This window comes from Prochlorococcus sp. MIT 1307 (assembly GCF_034092395.1).
Lineage (GTDB): Bacteria > Cyanobacteriota > Cyanobacteriia > PCC-6307 > Cyanobiaceae > AG-363-K07.
This window is the reverse complement of the sequence record NZ_CP139301.1, coordinates 1351981-1372967: the sequence shown is the minus strand read 5'-3', so window position 1 is coordinate 1372967 and position 20987 is coordinate 1351981. Positions and strand designations below refer to the sequence as shown.

17 protein-coding genes are annotated in these 20987 nt (G+C 41.0%); 13 read left to right on the top strand and 4 right to left on the bottom strand.

Going from position 1 to position 20987, the window contains the following annotated elements; genetic code table 11:
- Nucleotides 1-10 precede the first annotated feature (10 nt).
- Complete coding sequence (locus tag SOI82_RS06985) at nt 11-247, bottom strand: metal-binding protein (protein WP_320666733.1); 237 nt, start codon at nt 245-247, stop codon at nt 11-13.
- A 127-nt stretch (nt 248-374) separates the two neighbouring features.
- Here SOI82_RS06985 and gcvT point away from each other — a divergent pair, with 127 nt between their 5' ends.
- From gcvT to SOI82_RS06950, 7 genes are all read left to right on the top strand, one after another.
- On the top strand, nt 375-1487 hold the full coding sequence (gcvT, locus tag SOI82_RS06980; RefSeq protein ID WP_320666732.1) for a glycine cleavage system aminomethyltransferase GcvT: 1113 nt from the start codon (nt 375-377) through the stop codon (nt 1485-1487).
- 79 nt (nt 1488-1566) lie between these two features.
- Complete coding sequence (aspS, locus tag SOI82_RS06975) at nt 1567-3384, top strand: aspartate--tRNA ligase (protein WP_320666731.1); 1818 nt, start codon at nt 1567-1569, stop codon at nt 3382-3384.
- 266 nt (nt 3385-3650) lie between these two features.
- Nucleotides 3651-5318, top strand: a complete 1668-nt coding sequence (locus SOI82_RS06970) for a CTP synthase (RefSeq protein ID WP_320666730.1) — start codon at nt 3651-3653, stop codon at nt 5316-5318.
- Entirely contained in the window at nt 5318-5953 is a 636-nt protein-coding gene (locus SOI82_RS06965; RefSeq protein WP_320666729.1) for a 7-carboxy-7-deazaguanine synthase QueE, read from the top strand. Before SOI82_RS06970 ends, SOI82_RS06965 begins: the two co-directional genes overlap by 1 nt.
- An 18-nt stretch (nt 5954-5971) precedes the next feature.
- On the top strand, nt 5972-6652 hold the full coding sequence (gene queC / locus SOI82_RS06960) for a 7-cyano-7-deazaguanine synthase QueC (RefSeq protein ID WP_320666728.1): 681 nt from the start codon (nt 5972-5974) through the stop codon (nt 6650-6652).
- On the top strand, nt 6649-7977 hold the full coding sequence (locus tag SOI82_RS06955; protein WP_320666727.1) for an anthranilate synthase component I family protein: 1329 nt from the start codon (nt 6649-6651) through the stop codon (nt 7975-7977). Before queC ends, SOI82_RS06955 begins: the two co-directional genes overlap by 4 nt.
- On the top strand, nt 7974-8822 hold the full coding sequence (locus SOI82_RS06950) for an aminotransferase class IV (protein ID WP_320666726.1): 849 nt from the start codon (nt 7974-7976) through the stop codon (nt 8820-8822). The genes SOI82_RS06955 and SOI82_RS06950 overlap by 4 nt, the downstream gene beginning before the upstream one ends.
- 9 nt (nt 8823-8831) lie before the next feature.
- Here SOI82_RS06950 and cobA read toward each other — a convergent pair whose 3' ends face one another.
- Entirely contained in the window at nt 8832-9617 is a 786-nt protein-coding gene (cobA, locus tag SOI82_RS06945; protein WP_320666725.1) for a uroporphyrinogen-III C-methyltransferase, read from the bottom strand.
- Nucleotides 9618-10198: 581 nt separating this feature from the next.
- Here cobA and SOI82_RS06940 point away from each other — a divergent pair.
- Complete coding sequence (locus SOI82_RS06940) at nt 10199-11272, top strand: anthranilate phosphoribosyltransferase family protein (RefSeq protein ID WP_320666724.1); 1074 nt, start codon at nt 10199-10201, stop codon at nt 11270-11272.
- Nucleotides 11273-11280: 8 nt separating this feature from the next.
- Here SOI82_RS06940 and SOI82_RS06935 read toward each other — a convergent pair whose 3' ends face one another.
- Nucleotides 11281-11754, bottom strand: coding sequence for a GNAT family N-acetyltransferase (locus tag SOI82_RS06935; RefSeq protein WP_320666723.1), 474 nt, complete (start codon nt 11752-11754; stop codon nt 11281-11283).
- Between the two features lie 71 nt (nt 11755-11825).
- Between SOI82_RS06935 and SOI82_RS06930 the strand changes: the two genes are divergently transcribed.
- The 4 genes from SOI82_RS06930 (at nt 11826) to SOI82_RS06915 (ending at nt 17168) form a co-directional block, all read left to right on the top strand.
- A complete protein-coding gene (locus SOI82_RS06930; RefSeq protein WP_320666722.1) occupies nt 11826-13079 on the top strand; it encodes an MFS transporter in 1254 nt (417 codons plus the stop codon).
- Nucleotides 13080-13157: 78 nt separating this feature from the next.
- Nucleotides 13158-15293, top strand: a complete 2136-nt coding sequence (gene ppk1, locus SOI82_RS06925) for a polyphosphate kinase 1 (protein ID WP_320666721.1) — start codon at nt 13158-13160, stop codon at nt 15291-15293.
- A 190-nt stretch (nt 15294-15483) separates the two neighbouring features.
- On the top strand, nt 15484-16509 hold the full coding sequence (locus SOI82_RS06920; protein WP_320666720.1) for an RpoD/SigA family RNA polymerase sigma factor: 1026 nt from the start codon (nt 15484-15486) through the stop codon (nt 16507-16509).
- Between the two features lie 5 nt (nt 16510-16514).
- On the top strand, nt 16515-17168 hold the full coding sequence (locus SOI82_RS06915) for a dolichol kinase (protein ID WP_320666719.1): 654 nt from the start codon (nt 16515-16517) through the stop codon (nt 17166-17168).
- A gap of 19 nt (nt 17169-17187) precedes the next feature.
- Here SOI82_RS06915 and SOI82_RS06910 read toward each other — a convergent pair whose 3' ends face one another.
- Complete coding sequence (locus SOI82_RS06910) at nt 17188-18234, bottom strand: 3-deoxy-7-phosphoheptulonate synthase (RefSeq protein ID WP_320666718.1); 1047 nt, start codon at nt 18232-18234, stop codon at nt 17188-17190.
- 148 nt (nt 18235-18382) lie between these two features.
- Here SOI82_RS06910 and acnB point away from each other — a divergent pair, with 148 nt between their 5' ends.
- The gene (gene acnB / locus SOI82_RS06905) at nt 18383-20986 is read left to right on the top strand and encodes a bifunctional aconitate hydratase 2/2-methylisocitrate dehydratase (RefSeq protein ID WP_320666717.1); all 2604 of its coding nucleotides are present in this window, start codon (nt 18383-18385) and stop codon (nt 20984-20986) included.
- Nucleotide 20987: the final 1 nt, after the last annotated feature.

Sequence of the window (20987 nt, the reverse complement as noted above, 5' to 3'; positions counted from 1 at the left end):
GAAAACTCTTTTAATTATCAATAGAAACCAATGCACGCCCAAACTCAAGTTGCCTATCAGTACAAACCTCACTAAATTTTTCATCAAATTTTGGCAATGAAGGTGCTCTCTTTGTCCAGTGATGACAAACAGCAAAAGGAGCAATGTCAGGATGAACTTTAATTTTCCTCAGTCGACACCAACTTCCAGTAGATCCTGGGAAGGAAAGACAGTGGTGACAGGTTCTACAGCATTCTTTCGTGGACATACATAATCCGCGAAGTAACCCACCTTAGTTACGGTTCTTGAATTCAGCCATTTCAACTAAAAATCTCTCACTTTCCTTCCGCTTCTGCGAACCACCAACAAGCATCGACCAATCAATCACATAAACGATGGAATTAAAACGTACTCCTCTCTACGAACAATCCCTAAAGGAGGGATGTCGAATCATGCCCTTTGCAGGGTGGGAAATGCCCATTCAATTTTCTGGACTAATTAAAGAACATGAAGCAGTAAGGAATGAAGCTGGTTTATTCGACATTTCACATATGGGGATTCTGCGCCTAGAAGGGCAAAACCCTAAAGACGCTCTCCAATCACTTGTACCATCAGACTTAAATCGAATTGGCCCAGGAGAAGCATGTTACACAGTGCTACTAAACGAAAAGGGAGGCATTATTGATGACTTGATTATTTATGACCTAGGTAACAATAATAATCAAGGATCACTGTTAATAGTCATTAATGCAGCCTCCAGTGATGCTGATATAGCTTGGCTGGAGAAATATCTACAACCAGCCAATATTCAAATATCTGATGAAAAGAAAGATGGAGTCCTAATAGCATTACAAGGGCCAAAATCACAAAAGATTCTTGAAGAATATTTAAATCAATCTCTAAGTAATCTCCCTCGCTTTGGTCACACAAAAATTCAATTTGAAGGAATTAGTAAATCTAAGTATTGTTCGATTTTTCTTGCTCGTACAGGTTATACGGGAGAAGACGGCTTTGAGCTTCTTATGTCTGCTGATGCAGGTCAAATATTCTGGAAAGACCTAATTAATAAGGGCATTCAACCATGCGGATTAGGGGCACGTGACACATTACGTCTCGAAGCAGGAATGCATCTTTATGGAAATGATATGGATACCAAAACAACACCTTTTGAAGCTGGATTAGGTTGGATAGTGCATCTTGAAATGCCTACAAAATTTATCGGAAGAGATGTTCTTGAACAACAAGCAAAAGACGGGGTGCGACAACGACTAGTTGCCTTAGAATTAGAAGGTAGAGCAATTGCTCGGAAAGGTTATCAAGTTTTTGATGACGGGATTTCTATAGGAAAAATCACTAGCGGAACATGGTCTCCAACATTAAATAAGGCTATTGCTCTAGCCTATGTACCAATAGAACATTCCAAAATAGGTAGCAAACTATTAATAGAAGTTCGTAAACAGCAATATCCAGCAAAAATTGTAAAAAAACCCTTTTATCGGTGTGGATAAAAGCATTAGTAAATCTCTTAAAAATATCCCCTACCCCCACCCTATGGGAAACTCATTTTGCCTACAGAAGTCTTTCCCCATGCGCAGCAATGGTTGTGGTGAACTGCGCACCAAGCACATTAACTCGAATGTTCAACTATGCGGATGGGTAGATCGCTGTCGAGATCATGGCGGAGTGATTTTCATTGATCTCAGAGACTGGAGTGGGACAGTGCAGATCACAGTAGATCCTGACCAAGGTGACAAGTTATTTGCTGTAGCTGAAAACCTTAGAAACGAAACGGTGCTCCAAATAAAAGGAAAAGTCAGATCACGACCTAAAGAAGCAATTAATGAAAAACTGAATACCGGCAAAATTGAAGTTCTAGCAAATGAACTCAATGTCTTGAATCAGGTCAAAGGCAACTTGCCATTCACTGTCTCTATTCACGATGAAGAACCTGTCAGAGAAGAACTGAGACTTCGCCATCGCTATTTAGATCTTCGTCGTGAACGCATGAATCAAAACCTCCGCTTACGCCACCTCACGATCAAAACCGCGCGCCACTTTCTAGAAAACGAAGGCTTTATCGAAATAGAAACTCCTGTTCTTACACGCTCTACACCTGAAGGCGCCCGTGATTATCTTGTTCCCTCAAGAGTCTGTGGTGGAGAGTGGTTTGCTCTCCCTCAATCACCGCAACTATTCAAGCAATTGTTAATGGTTGGAGGGATAGAAAGGTATTACCAAGTAGCGCGTTGTTTTCGTGATGAGGACCTCCGTTCAGACAGGCAACCTGAATTCACCCAATTAGACCTCGAAATGAGCTTTATGAGTCAAGAAGAAATTCTTAACCTTAATGAAAAGCTAATCGCAGCAATATGGAAAGAAGTCAAAGGAATCAATCTAAGCCTCCCTTTTCCAAGACTGACATGGCATGAATCAATGGCACGTTATGGAACAGATAGGCCAGATACTCGCTATGGAATGGAATTAATTGAGGTTAATGAAATTGTTAGAGAAATCGGATTCAAAGTTTTCTCTGGAGCGGTCGCTGCAGGAGGCTCAGTGAAATGCATCACTGTTAAAAATGGAAACAATAGTCTTAGTAACGTACGTATTAAACCAGGGGGAGATGTTTTCAGTGAAGCCCAAAAAGCCGGTGCAGGTGGCCTTGCTTTTATAAAAGTACGGCAAGAAGGTGCAATTGATACTATTGGAGCAATAAAGGACAATATCAGCGCTGAGCAAAAACAAGCTCTTCTCAAAAAGACTGGTGCTGAAGAAGGAGATCTTATTTTATTTGGTGCTGGAAAAACTGAAATAGTCAACAAAGCCCTTGATCGAGTCAGACAATTTATCGCAAATGAACTCAAGCTGATTAATCAAGAAAAGAATAAGCAATATCCGAATTTTCTTTGGGTAATTGATTTCCCTATGTTTGAATTTAATACTGAAGAAAAACGCCTTGAAGCATTACATCACCCCTTTTGTGCGCCACATCAAAAAGATTTAGGTCAGAAGCACGAATGGAAAGAAAAACTCCCTAAAGCTCGTGCACAAGCTTATGACCTCGTTTTAAATGGCCTGGAAATTGGTGGAGGGTCACTGAGAATCCATGACCCAGAACTACAAAATCAAGTCTTAAAGACAATCGGACTACCTGAAAATGAAGCAAAAAAACAGTTCGGCTTTTTGATGGAAGCTCTCACCATGGGTGCTCCCCCCCATGGTGGACTAGCGTTTGGCCTAGACAGAATTGTCATGTTACTTGCTGGTGAAGAATCAATTCGAGACACAATCGCATTCCCAAAAACTCAACAAGCTCGTTGCTTAATGACAGAAGCTCCAGGAGCGGCAAAAGACAATCAACTCAAAGAACTTCATGTTGCTAGCACTTGGATAGATCCCGAATAAAAATGCAAAAACTAAATAATCCATCCACTCAAGAAAGGAGTAAAAACACTTAAGAAAGCAGATAAAAAGAGATAACTCACATACATAACTCAATCAATACTGCAATCAGACCTGATCTTTAAAATGGAAACCAAACAAAGTATTACATCTCTAGGAATAAATGGCACTTGGGAATTATGGAGAAAATTGACCAGTCACAAAGAAACCTTTTAATTTTTTTGGTCTAATAGATCTAGGAGGTACTTTAAAGAGTCACTTAGAAGTAAATGGCAAAGTTTGTCTTCGTAACCGGTGGAGTTGTTTCAAGCATCGGCAAAGGAATCGTTGCAGCAAGCCTTGGCCGGCTTCTAAAATCACGCGGCTACAACGTATCAATCTTAAAACTTGATCCTTATCTAAATGTAGACCCAGGGACAATGAGTCCCTTTCAACATGGAGAAGTATTCGTAACCGAAGATGGCGCCGAAACAGACTTAGATCTAGGTCATTACGAACGTTTTACTGACACAGCAATGTCTCGATTGAACAGTGTGACAACTGGATCGATATACCAATCCGTCATTAATAAAGAAAGACGAGGAGACTACGAAGGAGGGACCGTCCAAGTCATCCCCCACATTACTGGTGAAATTCGTGAGCGAATTCATCGAGTAGCTGCTAATAGTGCAGCTGATGTTGTAATAACTGAGATAGGGGGAACTGTTGGTGATATTGAATCACTACCCTTTCTAGAAGCAATTCGTGAATTCAGAGGTGATGTAGGGCGAAATGATATTGCTTATATTCACGTAACACTTTTGCCATTTATTGGCACATCTGGTGAATTAAAAACCAAACCTACGCAACACTCAGTAAAGGAGTTGCGCTCTATCGGGATACAACCAGACTTATTGGTATGTCGTAGTGATAGACCAATAAATAATGAATTACGAAAAAAAATCAGCGGCTTTTGTGGGGTTAAAGACCGAGCCGTAATCCCTTCATTAGATGCAGACAGTATCTATTCAGTTCCTCTGGCTCTCAAAGAAGAAGGTCTATGTCGAGAAATACTGGAAGTGCTTGATTTGAAAGATCATGAATGTGATTTGCAAAATTGGGCAGACATAGTTCACAAGCTTCGTCACCCTGGACCTGCAGTGAAAGTAGCCTTGGTTGGTAAATATGTTCAGTTAAACGACGCCTACCTTTCGGTAGTCGAGGCACTCCGCCATGCCTGTATTGCACAAGATGCCTCTCTAGATCTTCACTGGGTTTCTGCAGAGAAAATCGAGACTGAAGGACCAGAAAGACTTCTGAAGAGCATGGATGCTGTTGTAGTTCCCGGTGGATTTGGAAATCGTGGAGTAGATGGCAAAATCACATCAATCAGATGGGCAAGGGAGCAACGTATTCCATTCCTTGGACTGTGCTTAGGAATGCAATGCGCCGTCATTGAATGGGCTCGCAATCAAGCGGGCCTCATCGGCGCAACTAGCTCTGAACTTGATCCAAACACAGAGCATCCAGTTATTCATTTACTTCCTGAACAACAAGACGTAGTGGATCTAGGTGGAACAATGAGGCTAGGGGTCTATCCTTGCCGACTGAAGTTGGACACAATGGTGCAAAAACTTTATGGCGAGCAAGTCGTTTATGAACGTCATCGACATCGCTATGAATTCAATAACTCATATCGAAATCTATTTATTGAATCTGGATATTCCATAAGCGGTACGTCGCCAGATGGTCGTCTTGTAGAGCTTATCGAGCTAAAAGGACATCCCTTCTTCACAGCATGCCAATACCATCCTGAATTCTTATCACGCCCTGGAAAACCTCATCCTCTATTTAAAGGGTTAATTCAAGCAGCTCAATTACGTCTTCCTGGTTCACCTAATGAAGCAATACAGCAAACAAAATCTGCGGTAGAGAAAGTGTTACCCAAGCAATCTTAATGTCATCCACACTACCGGTTGTGGAGCGATTCCATTCCTTGCAAGGAGAAGGAGCACACTCTGGTCGAAGTGCCTTTTTTATTAGGCTTGCAAGTTGCAACGTGCAATGTTCCTGGTGTGATACTAAAAACTCGTGGTCAAAGCATGTTTCTCAAGAAGAAAGCATCATCCAACTATCAGAAGAGACAATAAAGGCAAGATCAGAAGGAGCGTCTTTTGTAGTGATTACTGGAGGAGAACCATTGCATCACAATCTAGAACCCCTTTGCGATTCAATCAGAAAAGCCACAGCCACCAAAAACCAAATGGCTTTACCCATTCATTTAGAAACTAGTGGAGTGGATCCACTAAGCGGTAGCCCTAACTGGATAACACTATCTCCAAAACGACATGCTCCTCCCCGGATAGCACTGATAAAAGCATGTCAAGAGTTAAAAGTAGTCATACATGACAAAGAGGATTTAGTCTTTGCCGAACATATCGCCAAACAAACCAAAAAAATGAAAGGACCTTTATTATTTCTTCAACCAGGATGGAATAATGAGCAAGGCTTAACCTTGGCTTTTGAATACGTCAAAAGCAATCCTCAATGGAGACTTAGCATGCAAACCCACAAATGGCTCAAAATACGCTAAATCAACGTATTTAGACAGATGAGAAACAATACATCTATTGCCCTTCTTTCAGGAGGTTTAGATTCTGCAACAGCTGCTGCAATAGCCAAAGAAGCAGGCCAAAACGTCATAGGTCTATCGTTCAATTATGGACAAAGGCATCATCGTGAATTAGAAGCTGCAGCTTATATAGCTAATTACTTGGAACTGCATGAGCATCAAACCATCGATATCAACTTGGCAGCTTGGGGCGGCTCTTCTCTAACAGATGTAAAGCAATCAATACCCATTAAAGGAGTAATGAAAGGAGTAATACCAAACACCTATGTCCCTGGCAGAAATACTGTTTTTATAGCTATTGGACTGAGCTTTGCAGAAGCCCGTGGAGCTAATCAACTCATACTAGGAATCAATGCTATGGATTACTCAGGTTATCCTGATTGTCGTGCTGATTATCTTTTAGCATACCAAAAACTTGCCAATCTCTCCAGTAAAGCTGCTCGCGAAGGCCATGGAACAGAACTATGGGCTCCACTTATCCATTGGGAAAAAATACAAATTGTGGAAGAAGCTTTGAGATTGAAAATACCAATCGAGAGAACATGGAGCTGTTATAAAGGACAAAAACAAGCCTGTGGTCAATGTGATAGCTGTCGTATTCGAGATGAAGCATTAAAAAAAGCAGGACGTATAGACCTATGTAGCAATAGCCAATTGTGATAATTCCAAAGCGACAACAATATCGTTGGCAACCACCTGAGCTATTAGCTCAGAAATTAATCAACCAATGGGGAGAAGCTGGCTTTATATGGCTAGATGGTGACGGAAGTCAAATGGGTAGATGGATAACGCTAGCCGCAAATCCAATTGCACAGGCCACCTGTCATGGAATACCTGGAGACAAAAAAGCAGTCAATCCTTTTGAAGTGCTCAGAAACTTAACACCAGGTCACTGGACTGGTTGGCTTGGCTACGAAGCAGGTGCATGGATAGAGCCATGCAATCCATGGAAATCTGATGAAATGGCAACTTTATGGATTGCATCTCATGATCCTATATTGAGATTTGATGTTCACAAACAACAACTCTGGCTCGAAGGCCACAACAAAGATCGGTACCAAAAGTTTGCAACCTGGTTAGAACAAGTTTCCATGCATCAAGAAGATGCTAAAGAATCACAAATAAAGGAGTTATATGGAATTCCCATTGATGCATGGATATGGCTTACAAAAGAAGATGAATATTCCCGCAATGTCAATCTTATAAAAGACTTAATAGCTCGTGGAGACATTTTTCAGGCAAATCTTACAGCCTGCTGCACTACCTCATTAACAAAAAAAATAAATGCTATTGATCTTTTTCAACGGCTCCGAAAAAAGTCTCCATCACCCTTTGGAGGTGTTGTAATAGGTGCAGGAGCAGCAAGAAATGAAGCTATCATCTCCTCTTCACCAGAACGTTTTCTGAAAGTAGAGCCAACAGGTAAAGTCGAAACAAGGCCAATCAAAGGCACTAGACCACGGCATTCTGAACGCAATAAAGATGCGGCTATGGCCATGGAGCTTGTATGCAGTCCTAAGGACAGAGCAGAGAATGTAATGATCGTCGACCTGCTACGAAACGATCTAGGAAGAGTGTGCAAACCAGGATCAATATGTGTTCCCCAATTAGTAGGATTAGAAAGTTACTCGCAAGTTCATCATCTTACTTCAGTAATCCACGGGGACTTAGAGCCGAATAAAACTTGGATAGATTTAATAGAAGCTGCTTGGCCAGGAGGCTCTATTAGTGGTGCACCTAAACTACGAGCCTGCCAACGTCTACATGAGCTTGAACCAACAGCGAGAGGTCCATATTGCGGTTCAATATTGCATATCGACTGGGACGGCACTTTCGATAGCAATATTCTTATTCGCTCCATAATGATGAAAAACAAAACACTACGAGCTAATGCTGGCTGTGGAATTGTTGCTGATTCTGACCCAATTGACGAATCTCAGGAGCTTAAATGGAAATTAATGCCCCTATTAGAGGCATTACAATGAACCATAACCTAAATAACAACATCGCCTGGATCAACGGTGTATGGGGCAATGCAAGCGAACTGGCCATTCCAATCTGTGACCGAGGCTTAACCCTCGGAGATGGAATTTTTGAAACCCTTTTAATTTACAAAGGCAAAGTTCAATTGCTTACCAATCACCTCAATCGCTGGAAGCGTAGTGCATCAATATTAAGGATGGCATCACCTCCTTCAGAAGAGTGGTTGAGACCTCTGATTGATGAGGCAATACAACGACTATCGTTGAACAACAGAAATGGTGTACTACGACTTAATTGGACTAGAGGGGACAATTATTCTCGAAATATCAAAATATCTACAGATAAAAACGAAGCGTCAAGTCATCGTTTTTGGCTCGAAATCAATGATGGCGAACCACAGTTCGAATGCATATCGACGATTATTAGTCGTAATGAGATGCGTAATGCCAATAGTCAAATCAGTAGATGCAAAACATTTGCTTATGGTCAAGCAATCCAAGCAAAATCAGAAGCAAATATTGCGGGTTATGACGATGCTTTATTACTCAGTAATAGCGGCGAGATATCTTGTGGGACAACATCTAATCTTTTAGTCAAGCGTAACAATCAATGGCTAACACCACCCTTAAAAAGTGGGTGTTTAGCGGGAGTTATGAGGCAACAAGGTTTAGATGCTGGAATAATCAAAGAAGAGACAATTAATGCACAACCTTTTCCAAAAGATGAATGGCTACTAATTAATAGTCTTAGCTGTAGAGCTATTAAAAAATTAAATAATCAATATCTAACTATGAATGCTAATCCAAAAGCATTTTGGCTATCTTTATTAGAGATCAAGCTTTTGTGATCAAGCCAATCAAAATGTTATTGGCATCGTGACATTAGCTGGTTGGGGAGCAGATGTTGCCACTTGAAAATCTATATATGGACCAATCATCACAATCGAAGGGGAAGCAAATTCCAGTCTTTTTACTTCTCCAACAAGATCATGCAATGGAGCTTTTAAACATCTCTGTCCAATCACTGTGCCCTGCTGAATAACGGCTGATGTTGTGGATGGATTCAATCCACCTGCGATCAATTCATCAACGATGTATTGAAGATTATGTAGACCCATATAAATAACCAGTCCATCACTCGCCAAAGCAAGGGCCCGCCAATTTACAAAAGGCCGAATTTTATCAATGCCCTCATGTCCCGTAACAAAAGTGACAGAAGAACCCGCGCGTCTATGAGTAACAGGAATTCCTGCATATGCAGGCACCGCAATTCCAGCCGTAACACCAGGAACAACTTCTACAGGGACTCCATGAGATTCTAAATAAGCTGCTTCTTCTGCTCCCCTTCCAAATAAAAAAGGATCCCCACCCTTAAGACGAACTACACAAGAATAGGTGCGAGCCATTTCACGGAGAACAGAATTAATTTTCGACTGAGGGATGGAATGATGGCCTCGTCGCTTCCCAACAAAATATAGTTGACAAGACTTTGAAACCAATTCAAGTAATTCCTGAGGCACTAAAGAGTCGTAAACAAGAGCATCACATTGCCCTAACAAACGTTGCGCCTTAACTGTCAACAAGTCAGGGTCACCAGGGCCTCCCCCCACGAGATACACAGTTCCATATTTATCCTCAGTCATAGAAGCAGTTTCAACAGTTCTTTGAATCCAAGGCAAATTGAATAAATGCCCAGGAAATATCATATTTCTCGCAGTGTGCACAAAGCATGTCAGTAGAAAAAGATCAATGCAAAGAAAAGGTGAGAAAGCCCAAATTTTTTAGCAAAAGTAGTTAGTGAAAAAGCGATTAGCTTATACCCAATGGACCAGTTCATTCGGCATTGCTGAAAATTGCAATTGCAGCTCCTGTCTTACTAAAGCTTGAACCATGGAAAACCATACTGACCATGCGCCAAGACAGGGAATCCATTTGAAACCAATTTCCATCTATTTAAAACCTCTAGGTATCCAAGGAAATGGTTCTACACACATAACTGCATAACAAAACAATTCGCAGCCAATCTCAATGGACCAAAAGGAGGATAATCGGCCTTCGTAATGATCATTTTCAAAACAATTAAAATGTCAATAAGTCCTTTTTTGTAGAGGTCATATGAATCTTCAGATTTTTTGATTCACACATCAAATCAAAGATTCGTAGCAACTACTACTACAACGGCAATAGGAACTGAAGAACGATTTCCTAAAAACATCATCCCAAAGTGTTTGAACGCAAAGAGGAATTTAAAACCTTTCTCCGCAAAATTGGTAGTGGAGAACATACGAGTCGTGGGTTGAGCCGTGAAGAGTCTGCAGAGGCTCTAAAAATAATTCTTCAGGGGCAGGCCACTCCTGCTCAAATCGGAGCATTCATGATTGCGCATCGTATTCGACGACCGGAAGCACAAGAACTCGCTGGAATGATAGATGCCTACTCAGAATTAGGACCAAAACTAACGTCAAAGGAAAAACAGACTCGGCCCATATGCTTTGGCATGCCTTTCGATGGACGCAACCGAACAGTACCCATCTATCCCTTAACAACACTAGTGCTTTTAAGTGCAAAACAACCAGTCGTATTACAGGGTGGAAAGCGTATGCCTATCAAATTTGGACTCACTACAGCTGAACTATTTGAAGTGCTGGGCCTTCAATTAACAGGACTATCAATTCAAGAATTACAAACTTGCTTTGATGAAAATGGACTGGCACTAATTCATCAACCAGATCACTTCCCTTTAGCAGATAGTCTCATTGATTATCGAGAAGAGCTTGGCAAACGACCTCCATTAGCAAGCATGGAGCTCATATGGACCGCTCACAAAGGAGAACATTTACTTGTAAGTGGATTTGTTCATCCTCCCACCGAAGCAAGAGCCTACAAAGCTCTTGCGCTTATTGGAGAAAAAGATCTCATTTCAATTAAAGGCCTTGAAGGTGGAATAGATCTTCCAATAAGTCGTGCATGCATAACAGGGCGTATCACACACAATCAATTCAAACGAACAATCCTTCATGCAAATGATCACGATTGTTCTGGTCAAGATATTGAATGGAGCAATCTAGATGAATGGCGCAAGTTAGCCATACAAGCACTTGAAAATAAAGGCCCTTTCCAAACAGCAGTTCATTGGAATGCAGGGGTCTACTTATGGTTGGCAGGCCAAGCAAAAAGTCTTGAAGCAGGACTAAATAAGGCAGATATCATTATGAGAAAAGGATTAGCAAAACAAACTCTCGAAGAATTAATTTCATGGAGAAAAAAAATCAACGTATTGAGAAAGGCCGAGAAATAGCCCTTAATTCAAAGCTTTTTTTTCATACGATACCGATCAAAACTCACCCCACCTATCTCTAGAGCTTCAGGAGATATGAGTTTCCAGCCACGTCGTAATAACAATGGATAACTCAAAAAACTTGCTTCAGTTAGTAATTCAGTTTGACCTTCTTCCCTAGCTTCTAATTCCAATCGATCTAACAAAGCATTTGCATGACCTCTGCGAGCAGATCGACCACGACAGTAGAGTAGTGCCAACCGGTTTAAAGGATATCTCACAGCAAATGCTTCCAGTTGCTGTTGCTCAACACTAACCCAACCTCTTCCTTCCTCCAGTGATCTATCCAGAAAACCTGGCAACCAAGCCAAGCCAGACCAGGCCTGAATTTGCCTTTTTGTATAAAAACGATCCCCTTGAGATTCAATTGCATCTGAATACACTTCCCTAACAACTTCATGTTCAGAAGCTCGAAGTGGGTGCAATTCATACTTGATCAGCATCTGATTACAACCTCAGCACGTCAATTAACAAGCTGTGTGGGATGGTGAAATGAATCCAGAAACTTACATCTGTGCACTTGCCCAAGGTTCCTACTCTTCTTAGTGCTTTCATAACACTATTAAATGACAGGCTAGGAGAAACAATCGTCTTTCCCTTGCTTCCATTTCTGTTGGAACGATTTACTACTAATGGAAGCACACTTGGCCTTTTAGCAGGAACTTACGCGATTTCGCAATTCGCAGTAGCACCTTTAATAGGTGCTCTGAGTGATCGCTTTGGTAGAAAACCAGTAATTATCACTTGCGTATCCGGTTCGGTAATAGGACTGTTTCTATTTGCGGTAACAGTCAGCCTCAACTGGAATAATTTCTTACCAATTTGGGGGACTGGCCTACCGCTATTACTCCTTTTTATTGCAAGAGTCATCGATGGAGCTAGTGGAGGAACTGCAGCTACTGCTACGGCCGTCTTGGCGGACATCTCCACGCCCGAAAACCGTGCAAAAACTTTCGGTCTCATAGGTGTTGCCTTTGGCCTGGGATTCGTACTTGGACCTGGTCTAGGCACAGCTCTCGCAAGATTTAGTGTCACGCTGCCTGTTTGGGCAGCAACACTATTTGCCCTAATAAACTTGTTTTTAGTCATATGGATACTGCCCGAAACCCTTCCTAAAAAGGCACGTAACTCCTTCATACGCAAAAGAGAACTCAATCCATTTACTCAACTCCGTCTTGTCTTCATCAACCCCTTATCAAGACGACTATGTGTAGCATTCTTTGTTTTTTTCATGGCCTTCAATGGCTTCACAGCTGTTTTAGTCCTTTATCTCAAAGAGGCCTTTAGTTGGACGCCTCAACAATCCAGCCAAGCTTTTGTCATAGTTGGGGTTGTCGCAATGGTCGTGCAAGGAGGATTGATTGGCCCACTGGTGAAGCGTTTCGGAGAATGGCGTCTCACATTGACAGGGATAGGATTCGTTATTGCAGGCTGCATTCTTTTAACTCTTGCTAACACAGAAAATTCAATTCCAATGGTTTTCAACGCTGTCGGCGTTTTAGCGATTGGAACTGGCTTAGTCACACCTTGTTTACGCGCACTAATATCAAGACGATTAAATGCAACAGGTCAAGGAGCTGTGCTTGGGAGTCTTCAAGGGCTACAAAGTTTGGGTACTTTTCTAGGTGCAAGTGCAGCAGGTATTTGCTATGACCTTTTAGGGCAAAGAAGTCCGTTCTATGGCACAACTTGTCTTTTAATAATTGTGATTGCTTTGGTCTCAGGTAATGCATTACCTAGAAACAAAAAGCAACCAATATCTAATTAAAAGATCGCACCCACACACTTCTTAGTGCATGCTAAATAACTTTCTAAGCACCCCTAATACGAAAACACATGTTAATCAATGACTAAAAATATCAAAAAACAAACCACTTACATCAATCGAGAATTGAGCTGGATCGAATTCAACAAAAGAGTTCTTGCACAAGCGCTTGATGAACGAACACCGCTACTAGAGCAAGCAAAATTTAGTGCGATCTTCAGTAACAACCTCGATGAATTTTTTATGGTTCGTGTAGCCTCTCTAAAAACACAAGTAGAAGCTGGCATAACCAAAAAAAGCGAAGATGGAAAAACGCCTGAACAACAACTTAAAGATATTAGATGTGTACTAACGCCCTTACTAAAAAAGCAACAAACTCACTATGTTAAGCATTTAAAAAGCAACCTTTTTAAAAAAAATGTTCAGCTGCTCGATTATGAAGAACTCAATTCTCGCCAAAAACTATGGATTAACAACTATTTCCAAACAGCTATTTTCCCAGTTCTCACTCCACTAGCTGTTGATCCTGCACATCCCTTCCCATTTGTAAGCAATCTAAGCCTAAATGTTGCTGCAATGATAATAGATCCTGAAACAAATCAACGGCAATTTGCCAGAGTAAAAATACCGCAAAAAACTATGGACCGCTTTATATCTATTCCTACCGAATTCAGTGAAATAGAGCCAAAGCCAATTCATATCTGTATACCAATAGAGCAAGTAGTTGGATTTAATTTAAACATGCTTTTTCCTGGCATGAAAATTGAAGAGCACTACTTTTTTCGAGTCACAAGAGATGCCGACCTGGAGCTAAGAGACATTGAAGCCGATGACCTTATGAGTGCTCTTGAACAAGGCCTTCAAAAACGACGGATAGGAGGTGAGGTAGTAAGGCTTGAAGTATCCGAGAAAATGCCAAAGATAATTTTGAATTTGCTAATGGAAGGGATGGCTGTCAATGCAGAAGACCTATATCAGGTTCAGGGCTTCTTAGGACTAGATGAACTATTTAGTTTGACAAAAATCAATCTTCCTAATCTCAAAATTGAATCTCATCAAGGCGTAACTCATAAATCACTCCAAAATAGTCAAAGAGGATTATTAGAAGATGGATCCATCAAAAAAGAAGAATTCAAAAGTATCTTCTCAATAATTCGCAGAGAAGATTTACTTCTCCACCATCCATATGATCTTTTTACAACTTCAGTAGAAGAATTCATAAATCAAGCAGCTGATGATCCGATGGTAATGGGGATCAAGATGACACTATACAGAATCTCCAAAGATTCTCCCATCATTGCCGCGCTAATACGTGCAGCTGAAAACGGCAAGCAAGTAATGGCCTTAGTTGAATTAAAGGCACGATTTGATGAAGATAATAATATTCAATGGGCTAAACATCTTGAACAATCAGGAGTACACGTTGTCTATGGTGTTGTTGGATTGAAAACACACACAAAAATTGCTTTAGTAGTAAGAAAAGAAAAAGAGCGACTAAGAAGTTATTTCCATATTGGAACAGGAAATTATAATTCAAAAACATCTAAACTTTATACAGATCTAAGTTTATTATCTGCACAGCCAGAGTTAGGACAGGATTTAGTGGAGTTATTTAACTATTTAACTGGTTTTTCAAAACAACAATCCTATAGAAAATTATTAGTAGCACCAGTAACATTGAGGGAAAGATTCGAATCTCTAATACGCAGAGAAATTAAACACGCGAAAAACGGAAAAAATGCTCATATAAAGGCAAAAATGAATTCACTAGTAGATCCAAATATTATTAATCTTCTATATGAAGCATCAAGCACAGGAGTAAAAATCGACCTAATTGTCAGAGGAATGTGTTGTCTATATCCAGGTCGCAAAGAAATCAGCGAAAATATTAAAGTCATAAGCATTATTGGAAGATTTCTAGAGCATTCAAGAATTTTCTGGTTTGCCAATAATGGCAAACCAGAAGCTTATCTAGGAAGTGCCGACTGGATGAGGCGAAACTTAGACAGACGCGTTGAAGCAGTCACACCAATTCACTCACCCAAATTAAGCAAAGAACTAGAAGAACTCCTAAGTCTTTATTTCAACGACAATCGAGAAGCATGGGTTATGCAAAGTGATGGCAGCTTTATCCAGCGCCAACCAGAAACAGAAATAAGATGTGCTCAACAGCAATTAATAGAGCGATGGAATAAACAACAAAGCAAAAATACTTAATTCAAGTCTGACTAGGATTATCCTCATCTTCCACTATCAAATTCGTTTTTTTGACTGTATTCTTACCTAAGTGCTATTGAGAAATTTTTGATATTTTTCAAGGGTTACTGAAAGATTTCCAATTTGTTATGTCTACTATCCTTTTTAAGTGCTAAATTCCGGCCAAATCTAAATATAGGAGGCCAGGGTGATGGGGATCCCTCTGGAATCTACACAGGGTACTTCTAGTGCACAATCACCAGAAGCTGTGTTGCCATCAACAAAGAAACAGCGTGGAGAAAAAAGTAATCGACGAGGGAACGGCTCTCGTAATCACCAACGAACTGGTGGCCGACTAGGGACTGATGCGATTGGTTTTTATCTAAGCAGCATCGGAAGAGTTCCACTGCTCACACCAGCTGAAGAAATAGAACTCGCTCACCACGTTCAGAAAATGAAAAAATTATTGGAAGTACCCCTAGAAGAACAAAATCCACGTCAACGGCATCAAATTCGTATGGGGAAACGAGCTAGAGATCGAATGATGGCTGCTAATCTTCGCTTAGTAGTAAGCGTGGCAAAGAAATATCAAAATCAAGGTTTAGAGCTATTAGATCTTGTTCAGGAAGGTGCTATTGGGCTTGAAAGAGCTGTGGACAAGTTTGACCCTGCAATGGGATATAAATTTTCTACATATGCTTATTGGTGGATCCGTCAAGGCATGACACGCGCTATTGACAATAGTGCACGTACTATTCGACTGCCTATTCATATCAGTGAGAAGCTTTCTAAGATGCGACGCATCTCCAGAGAACTGTCTCATCGATTTGGTCGCCAACCAAACCGCTTGGAACTTGCTCATGCAATGGGAATTGAACCCCAAGATTTAGAAGATCTAGTAGCTCAAAGTGCACCATGTGCATCATTAGATGCACATGCAAGAGGAGAAGAAGATCGCAGTACATTAGGAGAATTGATTCCTGATCCTAGTTGTGGAGAACCTATGGAAGGAATGGACCGAAGTATTCAAAAAGAACATTTAGGTGGCTGGTTATCTCAATTAAATGAACGAGAGCAAAAGATCTTGCGATTACGTTTTGGTTTGGATGGAGAAGAACCCTTAACCTTGGCTGAAATTGGGCGTCAAATAAATGTCTCTAGAGAACGAGTCAGGCAATTAGAAGCCAAAGCGATTCTGAAACTAAGAGTAATGACTAATCATCAACAAGCTGCCTAAAATTAGTGTTAGGCAACGCTAACTCAATTGTCATTATTATTGGCTGGATCTGCACAGTTTTATTAGGTGCAGCGATATGTAGAAATTCTTTTCCGAACCAAAAAGAGTTAAGCCGAAAAATAGTCCACATTGGAACTGGTCCTGTTATTCCGCTTGCTTGGTTTCTAGGAATATCAGCAGAATTAGCTATTCCAGTCGCAATTATTATTACCATTGCATTAATTATTAATCACCGAATACGGCTATTACCTGCTCTGGAAGACGTTAATCGTCAAAGTTATGGAACTATTGCTTATGGAATCAGTATTAGCTTTTTACTAATTCTTTTGTGGCCTGATCATGCAGCAGCAGTGACAGCTGGAGTGCTGATGATGTCATTTGGAGACGGCTTAGCAGGTTTAATAGGTCGCCAAGTCAATTCTTCAAATTGGATTATCTTTGGCCAGCGAAAATCACTAGCAGGCACATTGACAATGGGCCTAACAGGAATAATTGTTCTCCTATTAATAATGACATTTAGTGCTTCAGTGATTAGCCCACTATCAATACTCTTAATTGCAGGTTTGGCTATGGGGCTTGAGCAAATTAGCCCATTGGGTATTGACAACTTAACTGTGCCAATTGGAGTGGCCTATGGATGGTTATGGTTGAGTAATTAAGTAAATCCTCTATGAAGATTTACTTAATTACTGACTCTGCTAATTCTTTGAGAAGAATTGCCGTTGTTTTTATATCAATGCATGCATCAGTAATACTTTGACCATAAGTCAAGGTCGATAAGTCTGACACAAGCTTTTGACTCCCCTCTAACAGATGACTCTCAATCATTACACCCATCACATGTGTAGAACCCTGCCGAACTTGCCTAACAACTTCTCTCAAAACCTCAGCCTGTCTTCGATAATCCTTATTGGAATTATCATGACTACAGTCCACCATCACCCTCTCAACAAGACCTACCTGAGACAGTTCTTGAGCTACAGCCTGAACCGCTTCAAGATGATAATTAGTGCCTCTCTTGCCACCTCTTAAAACAAGATGGCCATCAGGGTTCCCCGTAGTACTAACTATTGAAGCTTTGCCCTCTCGATTAATACCCAAGAAATGATGAGGCCTTGCAGCAGCCTGCATGGCATTTATAGCAATAGTTGCAGTGCCATCAGTACCATTTTTATATCCAATGGGCATTGATAAGCCTGAAGCCATTTCTCTATGAGTCTGACTTTCCGTTGTTCTCGCTCCTATCGCTGTCCAACTAATGAGATCAGCAATGTATTGAGGAACAACTGGATCTAGCAATTCAGTTGCGGTTGGCATGCCCTCACGCGCCAAATCCAACAACAACGATCGGGCCATCCTTAAACCAGTGTTGATGTCATAAGAGCCATCAAGATGAGGGTCATTAATTAGTCCTTTCCAACCAACAGTAGTCCTAGGTTTCTCAAAGTACACACGCATCACCACCTCAAGATGCTCTGCATACTTTTCCCTTAAAGGCTTTAATTGGCTTGCGTAATCCTTAGCCGCATCAACATCATGAACTGAACATGGGCCAACAATCACCAATAAACGTGAATCTTGTCCATGAAGAATTGATTGAATTCTTTTTCTAGCAAGAGCAACCGTATGAGTTGCATCAAGATCAATGGGGAAATCCCTATGAAGAGTGCCTGGTGGAACCAACGGCCTCGTCTCCACCACATGTAAATCAGAGGTGGTGGTCATCAAAATCCGTATTCAGCACTATTAAGACTAAGAAAATTTCAAGGTCAAGGCATCAAGAACTTGTATTTCAATATTGAAATTCCCTCAACATGGGAAAGTGGAGAAGAGAATTGGACAATTCTTGCCCACCCTATAAGGAGTTACTGGAATGCTGAGTGCTTATCGTGAGCTTGCTGCAAAACGTGAAGCCCAAGGTATTCCCGCGCTTCCTTTAACGGCAGAGCAAGTACAACAACTAACAAAACTACTCGAACATCCGCCTGAATCCGATAGTGAGGAACTGCTTTTTCTTCTCAGTAATCGCATTCCCCCAGGAGTTGATGAAGCTGCCTACATCAAAGCAACTTGGCTCAGTTCTATAGCAAATGAAATTACAAAAAGTCCACTCATAACACCCCTAGAAGCAACAAGGCTTCTAGGAACCATGATCGGAGGATATAACGTCTCAGCATTAATTGAGATTCTTACCAACAAAAATGAGGATCTTGCGCAATGTGCATCTTATGGACTGAGTCACACCCTTTTGGTGTATGACGCAGTGAATGAGATTATGGAACTTTCAAAAACCAATTATTTTGCTCAGCAAGTTGTAGAAAATTGGGCAAATGCGCAATGGTTCACTTCTAAAAAACCACTTCTAGAAGAAATAACTGTCTCTATTTTTAAAGTAGATGGTGAAACAAATACTGACGATTTATCACCTGCAACGCATGCGACCACAAGGCCAGACATCCCTCTCCATGCTCTCGCAATGCTGGAATCTCGTGACCCGCAAGGTCTTGCAACTATCGAATTATTAAAAGGAAAAGGACATCCAGTCTCCTATGTAGGAGATGTTGTTGGGACTGGAAGCTCAAGAAAGTCAGCAATTAATTCAGTGCTATGGCACATAGGAGAAGATATTCCTTATGTGCCAAATAAACGCGCAGGTGGAGTGATTCTGGGAGGCAAAATTGCACCAATCTTTTTCAATACTGCTGAAGACTCTGGTGCGCTACCAATCGAATGTGATGTAAGTCAATTAAAGACTGGTGATGTCATTACAATACGTCCTCTTGAGGGCACCATTACAAGGGCGAAAGGAGAAGAAAAAGAAGGAGAAATCGTTGCGAAATTTGAGCTCAAACCAACAACAATTAGTGATGAGATACAAGCTGGTGGAAGGATACCTCTGATGATTGGCAGAGCTTTAACTGACAAAGTCAGAGAAAAGCTTGGGTTACAACCCAGTCAATTATTTCTGCGTCCAGGTAAACCAAAAGATCTTGGTAAAGGATTCACACAAGCACAGAAAATAGTAGGTCGAGCTTGTGGCCTTCCAGGAATAAGACCAGGTACAAGCTGTGAACCCCTCATGACAACAGTAGGTAGTCAAGACACAACAGGACCCATGACACGAGATGAAATGAAAGAACTTGCATGTCTGGGCTTCTCAGCTGATCTTGTAATGCAAAGCTTTTGCCACACAGCTGCTTACCCAAAACCCATAGATCTAACAACTCACAAAGAATTGCCAGACTTCTTTGCTGAAAGAGGTGGTGTAGCACTACGACCTGGTGATGGAATTATTCATAGCTGGCTCAATCGAATGCTATTGCCAGATACAGTTGGGACAGGGGGGGATAGTCATACACGCTTCCCGTTAGGCATATCGTTTCCTGGAGGGTCTGGTGTAGTTGCATTTGCTGCAGCAATAGGAGCCATGCCACTGGATATGCCTGAATCAATACTTGTGAGATTTAAAGGGTCATTGCATCCAGACATAACTCTTCGTGATGTGGTGAATGCAATTCCATGGATGGCCATCCAAAAAGGCCTTCTGACTATAGATAAAGCCAACAAAATCAATGTTTTTAATGGCAGAATATTAGAAATAGAGGGTTTACCAGATTTAAAACTTGAACAAGCATTTGAACTGACTGATGCAAGTGCTGAACGTTCATGTGCAGGCTGCACTATTCAACTGTCTGAAAGTACAGTTGCGGAATACCTGCGTAGCAACATTGTCCTTCTAAAAAATATGATCGTACGTGGATATAAAGATGCAAAAACTCTTAGCAGAAGAATTAAAGCAATGGAAAAATGGTTGGCCAAGCCAAAACTAATTTCTGCTGATTCAGATGCAGATTATGCCGAAGTAATAGATATCAATCTCGATGAATTAACCGAACCAGTTCTTGCATGTCCAAATGATCCAGACAATGTCAAGTTACTCAGTGAAGTTGCTGGGAATGCAATACAAGAAGTTTTTATAGGCTCATGCATGACTAATATTGGCCATTATCGTGCTGCAGCTAAAGTTTTAGAAGGAGCGGGCAAAACTAAAGCAAAGCTTTGGGTTTGCCCTCCAACAAGAATGGATGAAGAAATCCTGAAAGACGAAGGTCATTATAAAACCTTTGAAAAAGCAGGAAGCCGAATGGAAATGCCTGGATGTTCCCTCTGCATGGGTAACCAAGCACGGGTTGAAGACAACTCAACTGTATTTTCAACCAGTACAAGAAACTTCAATAATCGACTAGGTAAAGGAGCACAGGTATATCTAGGAAGTGCAGAGCTTGCAGCAGTATGTGCACTGCTAGGTCATATTCCTTCACTTCAAGAATATCAATCCATTGCAGCAAAAAAAATCGCACCTATTTCAAATGAATTGTACAAATATCTTAATTTCAATGAAATCCCAGGATTCAAAGACCAAGGTCGAGTTATTAGTCAAGAAAAAGAAGCAGAGGTTCTATCAGTAAATAAATAAA

Coding starts and splice junctions, on each gene's coding strand:
- SOI82_RS06935 (WP_320666723.1), bottom strand. CDS start 11,754: ATGCTGATCAAGTATGAATTGCACCCACTTCGAGCTTCTGAACATGAA.
- SOI82_RS06910 (WP_320666718.1), bottom strand. CDS start 18,234: ATGACCACCACCTCTGATTTACATGTGGTGGAGACGAGGCCGTTGGTT.
- queC (WP_320666728.1), top strand. CDS start 5,972: ATGAGAAACAATACATCTATTGCCCTTCTTTCAGGAGGTTTAGATTCT.
- gcvT (WP_320666732.1), top strand. CDS start 375: ATGGAATTAAAACGTACTCCTCTCTACGAACAATCCCTAAAGGAGGGA.
- cobA (WP_320666725.1), bottom strand. CDS start 9,617: ATGACTGAGGATAAATATGGAACTGTGTATCTCGTGGGGGGAGGCCCT.
- SOI82_RS06950 (WP_320666726.1), top strand. CDS start 7,974: ATGAACCATAACCTAAATAACAACATCGCCTGGATCAACGGTGTATGG.
- ppk1 (WP_320666721.1), top strand. CDS start 13,158: ATGACTAAAAATATCAAAAAACAAACCACTTACATCAATCGAGAATTG.
- acnB (WP_320666717.1), top strand. CDS start 18,383: ATGCTGAGTGCTTATCGTGAGCTTGCTGCAAAACGTGAAGCCCAAGGT.
- SOI82_RS06985 (WP_320666733.1), bottom strand. CDS start 247: ATGTCCACGAAAGAATGCTGTAGAACCTGTCACCACTGTCTTTCCTTC.
- aspS (WP_320666731.1), top strand. CDS start 1,567: ATGCGCAGCAATGGTTGTGGTGAACTGCGCACCAAGCACATTAACTCG.
- SOI82_RS06970 (WP_320666730.1), top strand. CDS start 3,651: ATGGCAAAGTTTGTCTTCGTAACCGGTGGAGTTGTTTCAAGCATCGGC.
- SOI82_RS06920 (WP_320666720.1), top strand. CDS start 15,484: ATGGGGATCCCTCTGGAATCTACACAGGGTACTTCTAGTGCACAATCA.
- SOI82_RS06965 (WP_320666729.1), top strand. CDS start 5,318: ATGTCATCCACACTACCGGTTGTGGAGCGATTCCATTCCTTGCAAGGA.